This is a genomic window from Vibrio sp. 10N.247.311.14 (genome assembly GCF_041467715.1).
GTDB lineage: Bacteria > Pseudomonadota > Gammaproteobacteria > Enterobacterales > Vibrionaceae > Vibrio > Vibrio crassostreae_C.
Genome location: NZ_JBFSVE010000005.1, coordinates 12,911 through 34,545 on the forward strand (window position 1 = coordinate 12,911; position 21,635 = coordinate 34,545).

A 21,635-nucleotide genomic window follows, 5' to 3' on the forward strand; every position below is an offset into this window, starting at 1 on the left:
ATTATTTGAACACAATTCAATCACCTAGACATCGACTCGAAGCAAATATTGGCTTCGGCTCTGCGTGAATACCAAGGCGCATTCATCTTGGTCAGTCATGATAGCGATTTTGTTGAGGAGGTCGGCGTTAGCCAAAACCATATCCAGCTTTAACCTTCGTAAATTCGTTCACTTAGTTTAGTTAAGCGAGTATTCTTCCGGATACTCGCCTTTCTTGATTGAGACAAGTAAACTACGCGCCTCGAACATCTATTCATAAGGCTAAGGTTTGCATACTCTAGAACAATTAAAATCAGGGCAACTTAAAGGTATTAAGCGCTTAAAACTGTCGGAAAGTCTCACCGAGTTTCCTCTAGAAATCATAGAGCTTGCAGATTCTCTTGAGATCCTAGACCTTTCAGGTAATCAGCTGTCAGACCTACCAGCCGAGTTATCAAAGCTAACTAACCTGCGTATTATCTTCGCGTCGAATAACCTGTTTACGCACCTGCCTGATGTTCTGGGGTCACTTCCTAAGCTTGAAATGGTTGGCTTCAAAACCAATCAAATCAAAACCGTTAGCGAGCAATCTCTGCCTACTCAACTGCGTTGGTTGATCCTGACCGACAATGAAATTGAGATTCTGCCAAGCTCACTAGGTGAAAGACCACGACTACAGAAACTGGCATTGGCGGGTAACAAGATTCGCGTGTTACCAGAAAGCATGGAAAACCTATCAAGCCTTGAGCTAATTCGCCTGTCTGCAAACCAGTTGACTGAATTCCCTGAGTTCCTTATCAAGCTACCAAAACTGGCTTGGCTAGCGTTTGCGGGTAACCCGTTTTGCAAACACCCTAGCAGCTTAGATAGCGTGCCTGCTGTAAGCTCGCAATGCTACTCACTGAATCAAGTACTTGGTCAGGGGGCATCTGGCGTAATTTCACATGCTAACTGGTTGAACGGCGATTTTGATTTCCCACAGGAAGTCGCTGTAAAAGTATTTAAAGGAGAAGTGACAAGCGACGGTTACCCACACGATGAACTCGAAGCGTGTCTGCAGGCTGGTCATCATAGCAACCTAGTAAAGTCTATCGCCCAAGTGGACGAGCAAGATTACCTTGCATTGGTGATGGAGCTTATCCCAAGCAACTATTACAACCTAGGTTTGCCCCCTACTCTTGAAAGCTGCACTCGTGATACCTTCAACGAAAGCTTCGAGCTTTCAATTGCTCAAATCAATAGCATTACAGAGCAGATGATTGATGTGTTTGAACACCTTCATGCCAACAAGGTCTGTCATGGTGATCTATACGCTCACAACACTTTGGTTAATGAACAAGGTCAGATGATCTTTGGCGACTTTGGAGCGGCAACTATCTACGGCTACCTAACTGAAGCACAGCAACAAGGCATTCGTCGTATCGAAGCTCGCGCATTAAAGTACTTTATTGAAGACCTACTGACGATTTGTGCAAAGCAAGATCAAGACAGCGAGCTTTATAGTCAACTAGCGAACTTCAAAGCTTAATGGCTTAATAGCGCGTTGATTAGAAGTACTCGGTCGAATTGAAAACAACAAAGCCAACATCACTGTTGGCTTTGTTGTTCTTGGAATATCACTAATTTTAATGGACAAGCAAGGTTGGCTAAAAGGGATTAACGCTCAGCCTGCACCAATTTCAGATACGAGTGCAGCTCACCATTTTTATATTCCAATGCAGAGTGAATATTAAGATCAGCACGAGCCACAACAGCAAACTGGTAGCGGTTCTCACCCTTCAGAATCTCGACGTGTAACAAACCATCTTTTAGTTGCCACTGCCCTGTTGTTTCAAATCGGTCGAACAAACGATATTCAATCAAAGAACCGTCAGCATTGAAGTGCACTTCAGTGATGTAACCGCCGGGACAGCTCTTCACCCAAACTCGATTCTCGATATCACTGACAATGAAGTCACGCTTGGTATCACGCCACGCTAGAAAGCCTTCGCTATCATAAAGAGCAATGTCGAGATCAGTTCTAGAGATTAACGGCTGCTCATTTTGCTCACGACAATAAAGTTGAAGCAAAATTTGCTGAACTGTTTCGCTCTGTAATTCACTCATTGTGGCTTCCCTTTATCATTGCTCTGCGTTAGACGCAGTATTGATCAACAAATTCTATTTAAAGCGGGCTACACAAGCTCGTAAGAAACCACATACAGCTGAGAAATACCTGGGTAGATGTCTTGAATCACGTCTTTCAGTACTTGCAGTGTCATGTTCTCTTGCTGAGCATGGAACTCACCTAAGTCATCAAACAAAATGGGCTCAACGCTGATAATCTTAAGGTTACAGAACACACGTCCTTGCTCTAGCGTTGATACTTCCACAACACTGCCTGGCAGGTAGTCGCGCTCAGATTCATCGCGAATAGTAATCGTCTTCTTGCCAGAAAGGATGTCAGTTTCAAAACGTTCGAAGAACGTCATAGTAGTCGGTGCGGTCATTTATTTCGGTCGCTTAACATTTAAAGGTTAGGTAGATGTTTATATACCAGAATGCGTGTTCAAGCGAATAAAAATTAGGGGCGAGATGCGAGATGCGAGATGCGAGATGCGAGATGCGAGATGCGAGAGAATATGACAAAGCCAAATTGCAGGCAATAAAAAAGGAGAACCGAAGTTCTCCTTTTCTTAAACCTTTAAGCTAACTCTAAATTATAGAGATGCTTTCGCTTTTTCAACTAGAACAGCAAATGCTGCTTTGTCGAATACTGCGATGTCAGCAAGAATCTTACGGTCGATCTCGATAGATGCTTTCTTAAGGCCATTGATGAAACGGCTGTAAGATAGACCATTTTGACGAGATGCCGCGTTGATACGTGCAATCCAAAGTTGACGGAATTGACGTTTCTTGTTGCGACGGTCACGGTAAGCGTATTGACCAGCTTTGGTAACTGCTTGGAAAGCTACGCGGTAAACACGTGAACGTGCTCCGTAGTAACCTTTAGCTTGTTTTAGAACTTTCTTATGACGTGCACGAGCTTGTACACCACGTTTTACGCGAGGCATTATGCTTCTCCTAAACTAAACGAATTTATAAACTAAAAAGAATTAAGCGTATGGCATCATACGTAGAACTTGAGCAACTTCACATTTAGGAAGGATCGAGTTCGGACGTAGCTGACGCTTGTTCTTAGTAGTACGCTTAGTCAGGATGTGACGTTTACCAGCGTGCTTAAACTTAATACCACCAGCAGTTTTCTGGAAACGCTTAGCAGCACCTTTGTTGGTTTTCATCTTAGGCATGATGAATAACTCCGCATTGTTGAGTTGTTAATAACATAGTAATTAGGGCGAATAAAACCCCGCAACCTGAGGCTGCAGGGTTTAATTACTTGCAAAGCCGTTAATTACTTCTTTTTAGGGGCCAACACCATGATCATCTGGCGACCTTCAATTCTCGTTGGGAAAGATTCGACTACTGCAAATTCTTCAGTATCCGCTTTCAAACGATTAAGAACGTCAACACCGATTTCTTGGTGAGCCATTTCGCGGCCACGGAAGCGAATTGTTACCTTCACTTTGTTGCCGTCTTCTAGGAAACCAGTCAGGTTGCGTAGTTTTACCTGATAGTCTCCAATATCAGTTCCAGGTCGGAATTTAATTTCCTTGATCTGAACCTGCTTTTGCTTCTTCTTCTGCTCTTTCGCAGCTTTGCTCTTCTCGAAGAGGAACTTACCGTAGTCCATCACACGACAAACTGGCGGCTCGGCGTTAGGGCTGATCTCTACAAGATCCATACCAGCTTCATTTGCAGCTTCCATCGCTTCAGCGATTGATACTACACCAACAGCTTCGCCGTCTGCGCCAGTTAGACGCACTTCACGAACGCCACGAATGTCACCGTTTAAACGGTGCTGGTTTTGTTTGGCCGGTTGTTGGCCACGTCTTCCGCCTTTAATAGCTATTCCTCCAGATTGAGCTTACGGCTTGAAACCTCGGCTTGGATGTATGAAATAAAGTCATCCACTTTAAATTTGCCAAGGTCCTTACCTTTACGTGTACGTACTGCAATTTCGCCGGCTTCCATTTCTTGGTCACCACACACAAGCATGAACGGTACACGTTTCAAAGTATGTTCGCGGATTTTAAAGCCAATCTTCTCATTTCTCAAGTCTGCTTTGACTCTAAATCCACTTTTTTGCAGTTTTTTCGTAATTTCTTGTACATATTCAGACTGTTTGTCTGTAATGCCCATTACAACTGCTTGTTCTGGCGCCAACCACGTTGGGAAGAAGCCAGCGTATTCTTCAATAAGAATACCAATGAAGCGTTCTAGTGAACCTAAAATCGCGCGGTGGATCATAACTGGCGTGTGACGCTCGTTATCTTCACCTACGTAAGTAGCACCTAAACGTTCTGGTAATGCAAAATCGAGCTGCACTGTACCACATTGCCAAGCGCGGTCCAAACAATCATGCAAAGTAAATTCAATCTTAGGTCCGTAGAACGCACCCTCGCCTTCTTGAATCTCGTATGCAATGTCCATTGCCTCTAGCGCTTGCTTAAGGTCAGCCTCTGCACGGTCCCACATTTCGTCTGAACCTACACGCTGTTCTGGACGAGTAGATAGCTTAACAACGATGCTTTCGAAGCCGAAAGTTGTGTAAGTATCGTAAACCATTTCAATACAAGCTTTAACTTCTTGTTGAACTTGGTCTTCAGTACAGAATACGTGAGCATCATCTTGAGTGAAGCCACGAACACGCATAATGCCGTGAAGTGCGCCAGACGGCTCATTACGGTGACATGAGCCGAACTCAGCCATACGTAGCGGTAGATCACGGTAAGATTTCAAACCTTGGTTGAAGATTTGAACGTGACCAGGACAGTTCATTGGCTTGATAGCGTATTCACGGTTCTCTGAAGAAGTAGTGAACATCGCTTCAGCGTACTTATCCCAGTGACCAGAGCGTTCCCAAAGAACACGGTCCATCATTAATGGGCCTTTAACTTCTTGGTAATCGTACTCAGTCAGTTTTTGACGAATAAATACTTCTAGCTCACGGAAGATAGTCCAACCGTTGTGGTGCCAGAACACCATGCCTGGTGCTTCTTGCTGCATGTGGAATAGGTCAAGCGCTTTACCGATTTTACGGTGGTCACGTTTAGCCGCTTCTTCTAGGCGCACAAGGTGAGCTTTAAGTGCCTTCTTGTCGTGGAATGCAGTGCCGTAGATACGTTGAAGCATCTTGTTGTCACTGTTACCACGCCAGTATGCACCCGCTACGTTAAGTAGAGTGAAGTGCTGGCAGAAGCTCATGTTAGGCACGTGTGGACCACGACACATATCGATGTATTCTTCGTGATGGTACAGGCCTGGACGATCGTCTTTAGAAACGTTCTCGTCCAAGATTTCAATCTTGTAAGTCTCGCCGCGAGCTTCGAATGCGTCGCGCGCTTCCTGCCAGCTAACTTTCTTCTTAACAACCTGGTATTTGGTCTTCGCTAGCTCTTTCATGCGCTTTTCGATCTTTTCTAGATCGTCTTGCGTTAGAGAGTGCTCAAGATCGATATCGTAGTAGAAACCGTTATCGATAGTAGGACCGATCGCCATTTTCGCCTCTGGAAAAAGCTGCTTAACCGCGTGGCCTAAAAGGTGAGCACAAGAGTGACGAACGATCTCAAGGCCATCAACTTCATCTTTAGCTGTGATGATTTCTAGGCTTGCATCGTTTTCGATAAGATCACAAGCATCAACACGCTCGCCGTCTACACGACCAGCAATGGTAGCTTTCGCAAGACCAGGACCGATTGATAGGGCAACATCTAGAGTTGATACAGGGTTGTCAAATTGACGCTGACTACCGTCAGGAAGAGTAATAATTGGCATTATTTGTCCTTTACAGTGGTGTTGCACACCAAGCAACACATGAAAATGTTTAATATATGTCTTTCAATCAACGAGTACGCTGATTGGGGATATATGCATAATAAATATACCCACATAGAAGCAAATACAGATGCCACATCTGTGAGTAGCCGAACATTGTAACGAAATAATATGAAATGACAATGTTAGTCCCGTAGCACCACAAAAACTATATGACTGAAATGTCTCTTCTATATAGATCCTTCTAACGCCTTACCCATAGCTCAATCATTAATTCGTTGGCTTTATCTACAATACAAAAAAGCCGAACGTTTAAGTTCGGCTTTAGAAATCATATTGAACCTATTAATAGAAAGACACTACTAACAGAGAGGCAACTACGCACTCATGATTCTTGAAACTGCATTGCGAATATCTGAATCAGCAGCATTAGCAGGTAAGCTAAATGAAATATATTGGTCACCGCGGAAGCTCAGTGAGCGGTCAATTTCGGCTAAGCAGTGAACCATAGAACCATCTACTATGAATGACAGTTCAATCTCTTTGTTATTCATAAAGCCGCCGCTGCGAAACTCAATCTCTTGGTAACAGCCTGAGCGAGAAGCAAAGCTATCGCCTTTTAAGAAGCCCTTCTCTACGTCTGCCTTCACCATTGCCATGCCCGATGCTTCCACACCTTGGATGATTTTAGCGACTGTTGGCAGTGGGTGTACGGAGATAAAGTCACGGTCTTTAGGGCCAATCGCGAAGCCAATATCTAGGTTGGTTTCTACCCAAACATGGCACTGGTTCATTTTTGCGTTCAACGCAGTCACTGGCGTTTCATCATTTAGCTTAAGACGGAATGGCACCAACTTAGTTTCGCCGGGTTGAATCACGAACGGCTCTACGGCTTGAATACGGCCAAGTGAAAAGGTTTCGTAGCTGGTGCTGTCTTCTGTTTCCACTTTCACTTCTGTGTTGAGAACCAAGTTAATCAGGTCGATTTGTTGCTCAACGTCGCCACCAATGATGTGAACGTTACCAGACAACTCGCCACCTTGGAAAACGTCAATATTATCTAAGACGGTATCAACCTTTGCTGCACCAATGCCCAACGAGGCCTTCAATTTCTTAAACATATTATTTCCCTTTCTAATTATTTGATTTACGAATAGTTATTGCGTGACAATTTGCGACACTTGCCTCACAGAATCAAGCAATTTGCCCCATCTATGTTGAATAAGGTCACATTGCCCGAGGAAATGTTGAAATCATGAAAAAATCCGTTACTCTATTTGTATAGTCAAATAAGGTTTCATTATGTCGAAAGCGCCGCTCTACCTTCAGATAAAACAGTTCATAGACGACAAAATCACCAATGGTCACTGGCCGGTGGGTTATCAAATCACCACCGAACTCGAACTCACAGAGCAGTTCAATGTGAGTAGAATGACGGTCAACAAAGCCATTCGAGATCTTGTGTCTGAAGGCAAGCTAATCAGGAAACCAAGACTAGGTACTTTTGTTTGTGAACCAGACGAAAAAGCGCAATCTCCACTGCTTGATATCAACAACATCGCGCAAGAAATCAAAGACCGAGGCCAAACGTATACTAGCGAAGTTATCAAGCACGATAGCATCAAGGCTGATGAAAGCACGGCTACACGGTTAGGTGTGATGATTAACGCAGAAGTGTTCTATAGTGAAATCATACACTTTGCCGACAATACGCCGATACAACTGGAAGCGCGCTGGGTGAATTCTCAAGCCGCTCCAAAATACCTAGAGCAAGACTTTTCAACCTCTACACCCAACGAATACCTTTCAAAAAGCTGCCCGTTGAGTGCGATCGAACACACGGTTGAAGCTATTATTCCGGACTCTCAAATTAGAACGTCACTAAAGCTTTCTGAATCAGAGCCTTGCCTTCTTTTGAATAGAAGAACATGGAGTAAAGAACGTCTCATCAGCTTTGCATTACTCTACCATCCTGGCTCTAAGTACAAATTAAGCTCCAAGATACTTCTAGATTAAAGAACATCATCCTGATCGCCGATCACATTTTTGCAACATCAACTTGATTCGGGTCAGCGTTTAGCCTATTTATTTGTATATACATTTAATATTTAGCAAAGATCTAGGTGATTATGAATTTGATCCTCAAAAACGCACGAGTGGTCTCCATGAGTTCGGGATCCGACGGTTATCAGCCCTCTTCCCCTCAAGATATCGTTATCGAAAGCGGTAAAATCGTGTCCATCTCTTGTTCAAACCAAGGCGTACTTGCTTCTGAAGTAGAACAACCGAGCACTGATAACTCTGAGGATTACATCACCTATGATTGCAAGAACAAGCTCGTCACCCCAGGTCTGATTGATTGCCACACTCACCTCGTATTTGCAGGCAATCGCGCCAACGAATTTGAACAGCGTTTGAATGGTATCTCTTACACCGACATCGCCAAACAAGGCGGCGGGATTCTTGCGACAGTCACTGCAACACGCGTAGCACAAGAGTCTGAACTGGTTGAAATGGCACTACCTAGACTCGATGGCCTGCTAAGAAGTGGCGTAACCAGCATCGAAGTAAAATCTGGCTATGGTTTAACGCTTGATGATGAACTCAAGATGTTACGCGCGGCTAAAGCGTTAGAAAATCATCGTCGTATTAAGATCACCACTACTCTCCTCGCTGCCCATGCTGTACCACCAGAATATAAAGAGCAGCCCGATCGTTACATAGATCTGGTTTGCCAAGAGATCATTCCTAAAGCTGCAGAGCAAGGGCTCGCCGATGCCGTTGACGTGTTCTGCGAATCTATCGGCTTCAACTTAGAACAAACCGAACGTGTATTTGCAGCTGCCAAAGCACATGGGCTAGCGATTAAAGGTCACACTGAACAACTTTCAAATATGGGCGGCAGTGCGCTCGCAGCTAAATACGGTGCACTCTCTGTCGACCATGTTGAATACCTTGATGAAACCGGAGTAAAAGCACTGGCAGAATCAGGCACAGTCGCCACCTTATTACCCGGGGCTTTCTACTTCTTGAAAGAGACTCAACAGCCACCTATTGCTTTACTTCGTGAACACAAAATCCCAATGGCGATCGCGACCGACCTAAACCCCGGCACATCTCCCTTTGCAGACTTAACGCTGATGATGAACATGAGCTGCACCCTGTTTGGTACGACGCCTGAAGAAGCGCTACGCGGTGTAACTTGTAACGCGGCGGCTGCCATTGGTGAGTCACAAACCAAAGGCAAAGTCGAAATCGGTTATGCCGCAGATTTGGCTATCTGGAACATCGACCACCCTGCAGATCTAAGCTATCAAGTCGGTGTTCCTCACCTGCATAAACGCATTGTTAATGGCGAGGTGTGTCATGACTCAATCTAAATCCAACGGTATCCAAGAGAACGCAACAACCGTGCATAACTTTGTGTGGACCGGACGTAATGATCTTGAAGATGGCGCACTCGGTACTCGCGTTCATCACATTACCAAGCAAGTGCAAAGTAGTGAGTTAAGTGACAAGCTGACTGACGGTGATATCGCCTTGGTAGGCTTTGCCAGCGATGCCGGTGTTGCAAGAAATAAAGGACGCGTGGGCGCGAAACAAGCACCTAACTTGATACGCCAAGCGTTGGCGAATATGGCTTGGCACAGTGACGCACACATCGCCGATCTTGGTGATATCGAGTGCAATGATGGTCAATTAGAAGTCAGCCAAAAACAGTGTGCTTCTGTGATTGCCAATGCCTTAGCAACCAACAAAGTGATTACCCTTGGCGGTGGTCACGAGGTGGCTTGGGCAACGTTCCAAGGTCTCGCTGAGCACCTAAATAAAATTCAATCAGAACACAATCCTAAGATCGGCATCGTTAATTTTGATGCTCACTTTGATCTTCGTGAATTTGAAAGCGACATCACCGATGTTAAACCGAGCTCCGGCACGCCTTTTAACCAGATCAGTGATTACTGCCACGCACATCAATGGCCATTTCATTACGCTTGTCTTGGTGTGAGTGCCGCCAGCAATACCAAAGCGCTGTTTAACAAAGCTGACCAACTGGGCGTGTGGTATGAACACGACCGCAACATGACCCAAGTGAATCAAGTCGCTCAACTGATTAAGTTACAAAAATTCATCGTTGAGTGTGATTATCTCTATCTCACCATTGATCTCGATGTTTTCCCCGCAGCTACTGCGCCGGGCGTAAGTGCACCAGCGGCAAGAGGCGTGAGCTATGAAGCGCTTGCTCCTTTTCTAGAACAGATTTTCCAACACAGTGAAAAACTCATTATCGCGGACATAGCGGAATACAACCCAGACTACGACGTCGATGGCCAAACGGCTCGATTAGCGGCTCGTTTATGTTGGGATATTGCCAGTGCAATGGCCAGCGACTAATCCAGCTATACCGATAACTACAACTACAACTACAACTACAACGATATAACGTGAAACAGAAGGAATTCCAAAATGACGGAACACCACAACAGTGACCCTCGTCTCGACACGACTCGCGAAATTCGCGCACCTCACGGCACCACTTTGCGCGCTAAATCTTGGTTAACAGAAGCACCACTGCGTATGCTGATGAACAACCTAGACCCTGATGTGGCAGAACACCCACATGCACTGGTTGTGTATGGCGGTATTGGTCGCGCGGCACGTGATTGGAAATGTTATGACAAAATTGTTGAAGTATTAGAGCGTTTAGAGGACGACCAAACCTTACTTGTTCAATCAGGTAAACCTGTGGGCGTGTTCCCGACTCATAAAAACGCACCTCGCGTACTGATCGCTAACTCGAACCTTGTTCCACACTGGGCGAACTGGGAACACTTCAACGAGCTCGATAAAGAAGGCTTGATGATGTACGGCCAAATGACAGCAGGCAGCTGGATTTACATTGGTTCACAAGGCATCGTTCAAGGTACTTACGAAACCTTTGTCGCGATTGCCAAGAAGCACTTCCAAGGTGAAGCGAAGGGCAAATGGGTTCTAACGGGTGGTCTTGGTGGCATGGGCGGCGCTCAACCTCTTGCTGCAACGATGGCTGGCTTCTCAATGATCGCAGTGGAGTGTGATGAATCACGAATCGACTACCGCTTGCGTACTGGCTATGTAGACAAAAAAGCCACCAGCTTAGATGAAGCGATGGCAATGATTAAAGAGTCAGACACGCCAATCTCTGTTGGCTTATTAGGTAACGCCGCAGACGTCTTCCCAGAGTTAGTTGAACGCAATATCACACCTGATGTGGTGACTGACCAAACCTCTGCCCACGATCCTCTTAACGGCTACTTGCCGCAAGGTTGGACGATGGAGAAAGCCGCACAAGAGCGCTCCATTGATGAAGCAAAAGTGGTGAAAGCCGCTAAGCAATCTATGGCGATTCAAGTACAAGCGATGTTAGACCTGCAATACCGCGGCGCAGCGACCGTGGATTACGGTAATAACATTCGCCAAATGGCACTGGAAGAAGGCGTAGAAAACGCGTTTGATTTCCCAGGTTTCGTTCCGGCTTATATTCGACCTTTATTCTGCGAAGGTATTGGTCCTTTCCGTTGGGCGGCACTATCTGGTGACCCAGAAGACATCTACAAAACAGACCAAAAAGTAAAAGAACTGATTCCAGACAACCCACATCTACATAACTGGCTAGATATGGCGCGTGAACGCATTCAGTTCCAAGGCCTGCCAGCGCGTATTTGTTGGGTTGGCTTGAAAGATCGTGAACGCTTAGGCCAAGCATTCAATGAAATGGTGAAAAATGGCGAACTGAAAGCACCAGTTGTTATCGGTCGTGACCACCTAGATTCAGGTTCAGTAGCAAGCCCGAACCGCGAAACAGAAGGCATGATGGATGGATCAGATGCCGTATCAGATTGGCCTCTATTGAATGCCCTTCTGAACACAGCGGGCGGCGCAACTTGGGTTTCTTTGCACCACGGTGGTGGCGTTGGTATGGGCTTCTCGCAACACTCAGGCATGGTGATTTGTTGTGACGGCAGTGAAGATGCATCACAGCGTATTGCTCGCGTACTTCACAATGACCCAGCAACCGGCGTTATGCGTCATGCTGATGCAGGTTACGATATTGCCAAGCAATGTGCCAAAGAGCAGAAGCTTGATTTACCTATGCTAAACGAAGAACTTCGTCGCCTTTAATGTCTGGAGAGAACATGTTGAACTTATTACTTAAGCCAGGACTTCTTGGCCTATCTGAACTTCGAAAAATCAGCCGTAGCCCTGTGAACTTATCACTCGATCCTGCAGCAATCCCGGATATCGAAGCGAGCATGCAAGTTGTCGAACAAGTGATTGCTGAAGACCGCACTGTGTATGGCATCAACACGGGTTTTGGCTTATTAGCAAACACCAAGATTGCGCCTGAAGATCTCGAAGTTCTACAGAAAAGTATTGTACTTTCTCACGCTGCGGGCATTGGCAAGTTCATGTCTGATGAAACCGTACGCTTGATGATGGTATTGAAGATTAACAACTTGTCTCGCGGTTACTCTGGTATCCGCCTCAAAGTGATTAACGCTCTTATCGATCTTGTGAACGCGCAGGTTTACCCGTGCGTTCCACAAAAAGGATCAGTAGGCGCATCTGGAGATCTTGCTCCCCTCGCCCACATGAGTACCGTTCTGCTAGGTGAAGGCCAAGCACGCCACAACGGCAAGATCATCACTGGCTTAGAAGCAATGCAGATCGCAGGTCTTGAACCAATCACACTTGCGCCGAAAGAAGGCTTAGCGCTGTTAAACGGCACACAAGCATCGACTGCCTTTGCATTAGAAGGTCTGTTCGCAGCGGAAGACTTGTTTGCGTCTGCAACCGCATGTGGTGCAATGTCTGTTGAAGCTGCACTGGGTAGTCGTCGTCCGTTTGACCCTCGAATTCATCGCGTTCGTGGTCATCGTGGTCAAATGGATGCCGCGCTTGCTTATCGCCATATGCTTGATCAAAAGAGTGAGATTGGTGAATCACACACTTGCTGTGAAAAGGTTCAAGACCCTTACTCGTTGCGCTGTCAGCCTCAAGTGATGGGTGCCTGTTTACAGCAAATTCGTAATTCAGCAGAAACGTTAAACGTTGAAGCGAACTCGGTATCGGATAACCCACTGGTATTTGCTGAAGACGGCGACATTATTTCAGGTGGTAACTTCCACGCAGAACCTGTGGCAATGGCAGCGGATAACCTAGCACTTGCGATTGCAGAAATTGGTAGCCTTTCTGAACGAAGAATGGCACTGCTGATTGATAGCGCACTAAGCAAACTTCCACCTTTCTTAGTCGATAACGGCGGCGTTAACTCAGGCTTTATGATTGCTCAAGTAACGTCTGCTGCTCTGGCAAGCGAGAATAAAACACTGGCACACCCAGCTTCAGTAGACAGCCTTCCAACATCGGCAAACCAAGAAGATCATGTATCTATGGCAACCTTTGCGGGTCGTCGACTGCGTGACATGGCAGAAAACACCCGTGGCATCTTGGCTGTTGAATACTTAGCAGCAGCACAAGGCTTGGATTTTAGAGCACCAAATCTCTCTTCTCCTCGAGTAGAAGAAGCAAAACAGATACTGCGCGAGAAAGTCAGCTTCTACGACAAAGACCGTTACTTCTCACCTGATATCGAGCAAGCAAATCTACTGCTCAAATTATCAGTGCATAACCATCTAATGCCAGAAGGCCTACTGTGTAGCTTCTAAGGTTTGGCGAAATAGCACGTCATATAAACAGGGGCTATTGATTAGCCCTTGTTGCATTGAATCCAAGCCCCTATTCCCCTCAAAATCGTCACATACCATCCAACGTATTTATCTAATCGACTGATATATAAGCAAAGTTAACTGGATAGACCATTAGAACGAAGTTAGTTAGCTATAATCCACCCCAGATTTGATGACTAATAGCGATACTATGTTTCTGACACCTTACTTTTCTACTGAAGACAATCAATTTCAATTCACTCGTGAACAAGCAAGCCACTTTGCTAAAAAAGTAGCTGGCGATTTCAACCCGATTCACGATGAAGACAACAAGCGCTTCTGTGTACCTGGCGATCTTTTATTTGCAGTACTTCTGCAAAAAGAAGGCATCAGCCAAAAAATGCGTTTTGATTTTTCAGGTATGGTTGGTAACGGTATTGCGTTAAGCGTTGACAACAAGTGTGAAAAAGAGAGCTCACTTATCGATGCAAATGGTAAAGAGTACCTACACATGTCTTGTGAAGGTGAGAAGAGCCATGATCAAGCATTCATCGAGCACGTAGTAACAAACTACGTTAAGTTCTCTGGCATGAACTTCCCACACATCATGGTTCCTCTTATGGAAGAACAACAAATGATGATCAACTGCCAACGTCCTCTAGTGATTTACGAGAGCATGGAAGTTGAATTTACTCGCCTAGACCTGTCTCACCCAGAAGTTGAATTCTCTGGCGCGACTTTTGATGTTGAAGGAAAACGTGGCATCGTGACCCTGAACTTCGATTTCAAAGAAGACGGCGAAGTAGTAGGTAAAGGCGTGAAGCGTATGGTAGCAAGTGGCCTTAAGCCATACGACCAAGCTTCTGTAGACGACCTAGTAAACCGCTTCAACGAACGCAAAGAGATGTTTCTAGCTCAGTTCACAGCCGCTGCTTAATCAGCTCTAGAACAAGATCAATAAAGCCCAGCTTGATAATCTCAAGCTGGGCTTTTTTATTTCGATTACTAAGCCAGCACTCAAATCATCACTAAATCCAGCGTCTAACCTTTTGTTTGTAATCAACATATTCTGCGCCGAATAATTGTTCTAGTGCTCGCTCTTCGGGTTTGATTTGGAAGTAATTCATGTAGATTACGAAGCCAAAGCTAAGTAGTACACTGAAGATATTCTGGAAGAAGTAGCCAAAGCAAAATAGCAGGATGAACAACCCTAAGTACATTGGGTTTCGCGTGTAGCCAAAAATTCCACTGTCCACGACGGCTGAAGCGGTTTCTACTTTGATCGGGTTAACGGTGGTTTTCTGTTTTCGAAATTCCAATATGCCGGATATTCCGATCACACCACTCAATGTGACTCCGATTCCTAACACAATCATTCCATAAGGCAATGCCAGTGTCCCTTGGCTCAACTGTTGAGCGCAGAAGTATGATGCTACGAATACAATAATGAACAGTGCAACTGGTGGTACTTTTAATTCTAGAAATTTCATACTTTTCCTTATTAACATTCCTTTGTTAGTTTAGAAAAAAGCCCAGCAATTGCTGGGCTAAATGTATTAGAGAATTTTTGCTAGCGCCTGTAATGGGTGAGCAAGCTTCTCACCTTCAAAACGCTTCACTTGGCTGCGGCAAGAATAGCCCGTCACCAAGCAACGATCTTTTGGTAAGTCCTGCATTTGAGGCTTCCAGCTTAAACCATATATGTCTTTCGACATTTGTAGCTTATCGACTTCGTGGCCGAAAGTTCCCGCCATACCACAACAGCCGACAGGAACGCTGGTTAACGCCGCCCCAAAGTGTTTGAAGATAGTACCCCACTCTTTTTCAGCGTTCGGCATTTTGGTTTTCTCAGTACAGTGAGCAAACAAGTACCACATATCTTCACTTGCTGAGCGTGCTTCGAACTCACCTAGCGATGGCATTAACCATTCATGCACAGTAAGTACATCAAAGTCGCCGCGCTTGTCACCTAAGATCTCGACGTATTCATCGCGGTAACAAAGCACAAGAGCAGGATCAACACCGACCAAAGGAATTCCGATATCCGCCACCATCGACAAGAAATCCGAAGTCGATTTCGCCTCACGTGCAAAACGATTTAAGAAGCCCTTGATGTGCAACGCTTTACCATTCGGTTTGAACGGCAGCAGTACCGGAGTTTTGCCAAGTTTTTGAGCCAGAGTGACGAAGTCTTCAATCACCTCGGCATCATAGAAGCTGGTAAACGGGTCTTGAACGATCAGTACATGCTGTTTCTTCTGTTCAGAAGACAAGCCTTCTAAATACTGTAAATCGAAGAGTTGCAGCTCTTTACTCGCTAGACGATTTTTGAGCGTAGGCACCGACATCAATGGTGCATCAACATAACCGACCGTTTTAGCTGTTGCCGTTTGGATCCACTTTTGACCCAATGCAGCGTTGACTACTTTTGGCGCCTTCGCCATCAGCGGCAGCATGGTTTCAATGTTGGCAACTAGATAATCTTTTGCAGGGCGCTGGTAACGCGAGTAGTAGATGTTCAAGAATCGAGAACGGAAACTTGGTACATCGACTTTGATCGGACATTGACTCGCACACGCTTTACACGCCAAACAACCGTTCATCGCCTCATGAACTTCATGCGAGAAATCGTACTCATGGCGTTTGTTCATCGTATTGCGAACACGCTCAATCATAGTCTTAACGGGTGTGTTGTCTTTCAACGCTTCTTGCTCAAGGTCGAGAATATCAACGCCTTGTTCAGTCAGTTGACGCAACCACTCTCTTACCAAGCCTGCGCGGCCTTTGGGTGAGTGACGTCGGTCAGCCGTAACTTTCATTGAAGGACACATTGGCGAGCTAGTATCGTAGTTGAAACACAAGCCGTTACCGTTACATTCCATTGCTTGCTTGAAGCTGTCACGAACTTGTACGTCGATCTGACGGTCGTAGAAACCACGCTTGGTATCGGTGACTTTCACCAATTCAGCGTCACTTTCTAAAGGCGTACAGATCTTGCCTGGGTTCATCTTGTTGTGCGGGTCGAATGCTGCTTTAACACGTCTTAATTCGGTAAACAGCTCTTCACCAAAGAAGTCTGGGCCATACTCAGAACGGAAACCTTTACCGTGCTCGCCCCACATTAAACCGCCGTATTTCGCCACCAGCTTAACCACTTCATCAGAGACTTCATGCATCAATGCTTCTTGCATCGGGTCACACAGATCCAATGCTGGACGAACGTGTAATACGCCCGCGTCAACGTGACCAAACATGCCGTAATTCAACTCTTTTGAATCGAGTAACACTCTAAATTCAGAGATGAAATCCGCGAGGTTTTCTGGTGGTACACAAGTATCTTCAGCAAAAGCGACTGGCTTAGCTCGGCCTTTCGCCGCACCTAACAGACCCACTGCTTTCTTACGCATGTTGTAGATTCGGCCAATGCTCGCCAAATCGCTACAAACTTGAAAACCAATCACGCCGGCTTCTTCGCTTTCAACCATGATTTCAAGGCGTGCAGTCAGCGCTTGAACTTGCTGTTCAACTTCCGCTTCATCTTGGCCTGCAAACTCAACCATGTTGATGCCAAGCATCTCTTTGTTCGGAACATCAGTCAGCAAATCGCTCACGGTGTGCCAAACGATGTCTTGCTTCGCTAGGTTCAATACTCTTGAATCTACTGTTTCAACAGACAGTGCTTTCGCTTCCACCATGAACGGCGCATTACGCAGCGCAGAATCAAACGTGTTGTATTTCACGTTAACCAGTGTGCGCGCTTTTGGAATCTTGGTTAGGTTTAACTTTGCTTCCGTGATGAATGCTAAAGAACCTTCAGCGCCACATAGAACGCGAGTTAGGTCAAAGCTGTCATCTTGTTCGTTGATTGCATTCTTTAGGTCATAGCCTGTTAAGAAGCGATTCAGCGGAGGGAATTTATCTAAGATTTGAGCGCGTTTGTCTCGACAAACCGCCTCTGTCACCGCAAGTGCATGGTGAGCGAATTCACCCTCTACAGGTAAGCCGTGTGATAAATCAGATTCTAGACATGAACCATCTGCGAACACCGCTTGCAGCGACAATACATGGTCAGACGTTTTGCCGTACTTCAATGACCCTTGGCCCGAAGCATCGGTATTGATCATGCCACCCAAGGTTGCTCGGTTACTGGTAGAAAGGTCTGGAGAGAAAAAGTAACCATAAGGGCGAACAGCGTCGTTCAATTGATCTTTAACGACACCAGACTGAACTCTTACCCAGCCCTCTTTCTCGTTAATCTCAAGAACCTTATTCATGTATCGCGACAGGTCAACCACGACACCTTTTGTTAAAGATTGTCCATTGGTTCCGGTACCGCCGCCACGAGGGGAAAAAGTCACGCGTTCGTAAGCGGATTTAGAAACCACTTTACCGATAAGCACAACGTCTTGCGTTGTTTTAGGAAGGATGACCGCCTGCGGCAATTGCTGATAGACACTATTATCAGTCGCCACAGCCAAACGGCTAGAATATTGAGATTCAATGTCGCCAGTAAAGCCCGCTGTTTTTAGTTCATCTAAAAAGCGTACGACAACTGGATCGACATCAGCATTGAGTTGAAGTCTTGGTAACATTTGCTTCCTGCCCCTACTTCGCTGATCCTATCAGCATTGGGTTATCTGAGATTTTTAATAATTTTCTTTGAATTTCGTCACTTTACTACTATTAAGATCATATAAAAAGGTGATCAAATCAGAATCTCAGTGCAAGAATGGAGAAATAGTCACTTTCGTCTTAATTCAGTAACAATATACTGAATAACATTTTGTTTAAGACATCTCCACGAGCACATCACAATGAAAAAAAACAAAACAGTCACAACTGAAGATATCCTTCTTAAACTATGCCAATCAGTCTCAAGCGTACTGACTTCAGCGACGGCTTCTCAGGTGTCCTATTCAGCCATGGTTCAAAAGATCAACAAGACAAGCCTAAAGCCAGATTTTGGTTGCTTCGTTCTGTTTGACGGCGGCTTTTCTGGTCTCGTTGTTATTAATTTTACGTCCAAAGCAGCGCTAGAGATCTACACCAATTACATGCGCAATATGGGCATGCCTGAAAACGAGCTTGCTGTGCTTCATACTTCAGACGAAGTGGGTGATGTATTGGGTGAGTTGATGAACCAATTAGTTGGCGATTTCACCAATAAAATCCGCAAAGAGCTGCAAACCAACATCACACAAAACCAACCGAAAATGCTGGCTCTGAACAAGCAAGTTAACCTTTCTGTTGATACCAATCTCGACCGTCCACAAGCTCGTCGTGTGACCTTCTCTACCGCTAATAACAACATCTTCTACCTTGAGCTTGCGATGGATAAGACTGAGTTCATTCAATTAGAAGAATTTGAAATCGCAGAAGACGAATGTCCAGATAGCATTCTTGAGGCGACTCAGAAAAAAATGCAAGAAGCGAACAAGCCAGCTCAAAGCTCTGGCAATGATTCTGCGGCAGATCTACTCGATGAACTGGGTATCTAGTTTACGAATGCTCTAGACATATTGAAAAAACGTGTCACTAACGCCATCAATACGCTTGATGGCGTTTTTGTTTTTACCGCCAACTGGGCTCATGCAGTTCAATGTTCACCGCCTTCCTTGTTCATCAAACCAGTTTTGCCTTTCTGTTACCCGCGAAAACATGTAAAATGTTGGACTTTTAAAAATTTGCGGTACTGATTAAATTGTCGATGGATAAGAAAAAAGCCCTAAAGAAAATTGCCAAGTGTCTTGAGCTTGGAAATTCTGCGAACGTCAATGAAGCTGCCAATGCGATAAAAATGGCGCATAACTTGATGCTGAAATATGGTCTCGAAAAAGACGATATTGAATTTATCAAGATGGGGAAAACTCAGTCCAGTCACCTGTTACCTGCAAATATCAGTTCTACACTGCTGCGTGTTATTCGCGGTATCAACACCAAATTTGGCGTAGAAGCCGTATTGCTGAATCATAAAGGCCTCAAGCGTGTTGAGTTCATTGGTGAAGCCGACCGCGCGATCTTCGCAGCGTTCGCTTTCGATATCATTTATCGTGAACTGAATGAACACACCGGCCAATTCAGAAATAGCTTTGCTGGCTCTGGCACAGGGTCCTTAGAAGTGACACGCCGCGTGAACTCGTTTGTTTCAGGCTGGGTTGAAGGTGCGCTTGAAAAGCTACCAACCATTACTCCCGACGACGAATCAAACAACAAGATCAATAACTACATTGATAAAGAATTCAAAAATATCGACCGTGAAACGTTCAAGCAGCAACTGAGAGAAGCGATGAAAAACCTCACCGCCGATTATGAAGTTGGTTTGAAGAAAGGTCGTAAATTGTCTGTTAATCGACCAGTTGGCGGTACCCAGGCAGCTAAAAAAATAACTAAATCATAGAGCCGATGCACATTGGCTTAGGGTATTGATAGTGATTACTTTAGTCGTATCACTCGCCGAAGAAGATACGACTTAATTGACAACCACATATCGTATTAGACTTAACTATGAGGTCCCATTGTTTATCGTGTCCAATTTTCCCCCCTCATCATTTCTTAGAGCTCTATTTCTAGCCCTCATCTTTTCCACGATACCGTTGTCCACCACACATTTCGTGTACGCAGCAAGCAGTGATGAATTTTCACTAGAATCACAACCTCAAGATCCAGTTTCTCAATACCAATTGGCTCAAGCTTATGAATCGGGTGTCGACGTTCCTGTTAGCACCAGTGATGCATTGTATTGGTACACGCAGTCAGCAGAAAACGGCAACCCAAACGCGCAATTTAGACTGGGTGAATGGTACTTGGCAGGTACAGGTGTTGAACAAAGTAACAAGCTTGCTTTGGAATGGTTTATTAAAGCGGCGTTGCAAGGTAACCAGCGCGCACCTATCGAGGTAGCAAAACTCTACGAATCCTCGCTAGAACAAGACCTCCTTCAACCATTAGATAAAGCGCAGCTATGGTATGAAGCAGCCTTAAAAGATAATCCACAAGCAGAAGAGGGCTACAATCGCATTTTGGAAGCACAATTCAACCAGCAACGTGCAAAACAGATCTCTTCAATAGAACAGCTCGATGACAGCATCGACTCTGAAATAGACACCAGTCAGGGGGTATCTAAGCACGTTCAATCTAACCAAGCATCACGCTCTAACCTCTCCAGTTCTAACCTAACTAGCTCTGACTATATGATTGGTGCTGCGTTGGCCGTGTTGATTTCAATCATCAGCATTATTGCGACGCTCGTTATCTCAAGAAAAAGACAAGCTCTAAAGTCGGGTGATTCGCGACAGCAACAACAATCACTTGAAGCGCAGCTTAGCTCGAAGGACCTTACGATTAAGCAGCAAAAATGCCAGCTGAACACTATGTTCCACGAATTGAAGAAGCAGAAAAACAGCAAAGGTCTGAGTAATTTGCAGGTGGCCTGCGCGCTATTTGGCTACACACCTAGCTCAATCCCCGACCAGAAAAGCATCAAGATCCGATACAAACAGCTATCAAAGATCTACCATCCAGATGGTCACGGATGTGACGAAGAAATGAAACGTTTGAACAATGCGCTAAAAACCATTTTACAAAATGTTACAATACCGTAAACAAACACACATCTTCATTTTCCTAGATCTCAAAGATATCGATTTTATTGGTGTTGCAATCGATCCCCCTCTCAAAAACGGGTAACAAACTATTAACTAATGGGTCTTACTTGTGTCATAATTTGCGCCGAAAATACACCTGACTTAAACAGGTGAGGAGAGAATATGTTCACAATAGAAGGCGTTTGTGATTGGTGCAAAAAGCCAAGCCTAGTTAAAAAGCACGACTACCTAGATGGTAAGTGTCATCATGCATGTAACGAGTGCAATGATATTGCAACCATTGATGTTCGCCAGTTCAATATTGGTGAAATTGAAATGAGAGCAAAACTCTCCCAAGCGACATTGAGATAAGCAACACCGTGAAATATAAGAAAGCGCCTAAGGCGCTTTTTTTGTGCCTGTGGTTTTAGATCTTCTTTCTTCTTTCTTCTTTCTTCTTTCTTCTTTCTTCTTTCTTCTTTCTTCT

The 21,635-nt window shown here is 45.0% G+C and carries 19 protein-coding genes and 2 pseudogenes; 12 read left to right on the top strand and 9 right to left on the bottom strand.

All coding sequences use genetic code 11. The annotated features are described in order from the left end of the window. Positions 1–268: 268 nt before the first annotated feature. A complete protein-coding gene (locus tag AB6F11_RS02975) occupies positions 269–1,507 on the top strand; it encodes a leucine-rich repeat-containing protein kinase family protein (RefSeq protein WP_102393426.1) in 1,239 nt (412 codons plus the stop codon). 128 nt (positions 1,508–1,635) lie between these two features. On the opposite strand, the gene AB6F11_RS02980 is transcribed toward AB6F11_RS02975, so the two are convergent. The 7 genes from AB6F11_RS02980 to AB6F11_RS03010 all read right to left on the bottom strand — a co-directional run bounded on the left by AB6F11_RS02980 (position 1,636) and on the right by AB6F11_RS03010 (position 6,977). Beyond that, the gene (locus AB6F11_RS02980) at positions 1,636–2,085 is read right to left on the bottom strand and encodes a hypothetical protein (RefSeq protein WP_102393425.1); all 450 of its coding nucleotides are present in this window, start codon (positions 2,083–2,085) and stop codon (positions 1,636–1,638) included. 68 nt (positions 2,086–2,153) lie between these two features. Next, complete coding sequence (yqfB, locus tag AB6F11_RS02985; protein WP_102393424.1) at positions 2,154–2,468, bottom strand: N(4)-acetylcytidine aminohydrolase; 315 nt, start codon at positions 2,466–2,468, stop codon at positions 2,154–2,156. Positions 2,469–2,678: 210 nt separating this feature from the next. Then, on the bottom strand, positions 2,679–3,032 hold the full coding sequence (gene rplT / locus AB6F11_RS02990) for a 50S ribosomal protein L20 (RefSeq protein WP_004733517.1): 354 nt from the start codon (positions 3,030–3,032) through the stop codon (positions 2,679–2,681). Between the two features lie 42 nt (positions 3,033–3,074). Further along, positions 3,075–3,269, bottom strand: a complete 195-nt coding sequence (gene rpmI / locus AB6F11_RS02995) for a 50S ribosomal protein L35 (RefSeq protein WP_004738430.1) — start codon at positions 3,267–3,269, stop codon at positions 3,075–3,077. Between the two features lie 104 nt (positions 3,270–3,373). After that, positions 3,374–3,925, bottom strand: coding sequence for a translation initiation factor IF-3 (infC, locus tag AB6F11_RS03000; RefSeq protein ID WP_076654893.1), 552 nt, complete (start codon positions 3,923–3,925; stop codon positions 3,374–3,376). Between the two features lie 2 nt (positions 3,926–3,927). Further along, complete coding sequence (gene thrS / locus AB6F11_RS03005; RefSeq protein WP_017059786.1) at positions 3,928–5,856, bottom strand: threonine--tRNA ligase; 1,929 nt, start codon at positions 5,854–5,856, stop codon at positions 3,928–3,930. Between the two features lie 377 nt (positions 5,857–6,233). Further along, positions 6,234–6,977, bottom strand: coding sequence for a sporulation protein (locus AB6F11_RS03010; protein WP_102393423.1), 744 nt, complete (start codon positions 6,975–6,977; stop codon positions 6,234–6,236). A 181-nt stretch (positions 6,978–7,158) separates the two neighbouring features. Here AB6F11_RS03010 and hutC point away from each other — a divergent pair, with 181 nt between their 5' ends. The 6 genes from hutC (at position 7,159) to AB6F11_RS03040 (ending at position 14,502) form a co-directional block, all read left to right on the top strand. Continuing rightward, positions 7,159–7,872, top strand: a complete 714-nt coding sequence (gene hutC / locus AB6F11_RS03015; protein ID WP_102393422.1) for a histidine utilization repressor — start codon at positions 7,159–7,161, stop codon at positions 7,870–7,872. 113 nt (positions 7,873–7,985) lie between these two features. Further along, complete coding sequence (gene hutI, locus AB6F11_RS03020) at positions 7,986–9,236, top strand: imidazolonepropionase (RefSeq protein ID WP_102393421.1); 1,251 nt, start codon at positions 7,986–7,988, stop codon at positions 9,234–9,236. Continuing rightward, positions 9,223–10,251, top strand: a complete 1,029-nt coding sequence (hutG, locus tag AB6F11_RS03025) for a formimidoylglutamase (protein WP_102393420.1) — start codon at positions 9,223–9,225, stop codon at positions 10,249–10,251. Before hutI ends, hutG begins: the two co-directional genes overlap by 14 nt. A 72-nt stretch (positions 10,252–10,323) precedes the next feature. Next, complete coding sequence (hutU, locus tag AB6F11_RS03030) at positions 10,324–12,018, top strand: urocanate hydratase (protein WP_102393419.1); 1,695 nt, start codon at positions 10,324–10,326, stop codon at positions 12,016–12,018. Between the two features lie 14 nt (positions 12,019–12,032). Beyond that, entirely contained in the window at positions 12,033–13,565 is a 1,533-nt protein-coding gene (hutH, locus tag AB6F11_RS03035) for a histidine ammonia-lyase (RefSeq protein WP_102393418.1), read from the top strand. Positions 13,566–13,776: 211 nt separating this feature from the next. Next, positions 13,777–14,502 carry a DUF3581 domain-containing protein gene (locus AB6F11_RS03040; RefSeq protein WP_017067089.1) on the top strand — a complete coding sequence of 242 codons (726 nt, stop codon included), beginning with the start codon at positions 13,777–13,779 and terminating at the stop codon, positions 14,500–14,502. A 91-nt stretch (positions 14,503–14,593) separates the two neighbouring features. On the opposite strand, the gene AB6F11_RS03045 is transcribed toward AB6F11_RS03040, so the two are convergent. Then, on the bottom strand, positions 14,594–15,055 hold the full coding sequence (locus tag AB6F11_RS03045) for an isoprenylcysteine carboxylmethyltransferase family protein (protein ID WP_017066183.1): 462 nt from the start codon (positions 15,053–15,055) through the stop codon (positions 14,594–14,596). Between the two features lie 66 nt (positions 15,056–15,121). Beyond that, complete coding sequence (locus AB6F11_RS03050) at positions 15,122–18,157, bottom strand: FAD-binding and (Fe-S)-binding domain-containing protein (RefSeq protein ID WP_102393417.1); 3,036 nt, start codon at positions 18,155–18,157, stop codon at positions 15,122–15,124. Positions 18,158–18,379: 222 nt separating this feature from the next. Between AB6F11_RS03050 and AB6F11_RS03055 the strand changes: the two genes are divergently transcribed. From AB6F11_RS03055 to AB6F11_RS03075, 5 genes and pseudogenes are all read left to right on the top strand, one after another. After that, complete coding sequence (locus AB6F11_RS03055; protein WP_017059770.1) at positions 18,380–19,063, top strand: DUF3334 family protein; 684 nt, start codon at positions 18,380–18,382, stop codon at positions 19,061–19,063. A gap of 209 nt (positions 19,064–19,272) precedes the next feature. Continuing rightward, the gene (locus tag AB6F11_RS03060) at positions 19,273–19,962 is read left to right on the top strand and encodes a DUF2786 domain-containing protein (RefSeq protein ID WP_017059769.1); all 690 of its coding nucleotides are present in this window, start codon (positions 19,273–19,275) and stop codon (positions 19,960–19,962) included. Between the two features lie 118 nt (positions 19,963–20,080). Then, positions 20,081–20,648, top strand: a pseudogene (locus AB6F11_RS03065) (tetratricopeptide repeat protein); the annotation flags it as partial. 80 nt (positions 20,649–20,728) lie between these two features. Continuing rightward, positions 20,729–21,166, top strand: a pseudogene (locus AB6F11_RS03070) (hypothetical protein); the annotation flags it as partial. Positions 21,167–21,331: 165 nt separating this feature from the next. Then, positions 21,332–21,520, top strand: coding sequence for a hypothetical protein (locus AB6F11_RS03075; RefSeq protein ID WP_017070242.1), 189 nt, complete (start codon positions 21,332–21,334; stop codon positions 21,518–21,520). The last annotated feature ends 115 nt before the right edge of the window (positions 21,521–21,635 follow it).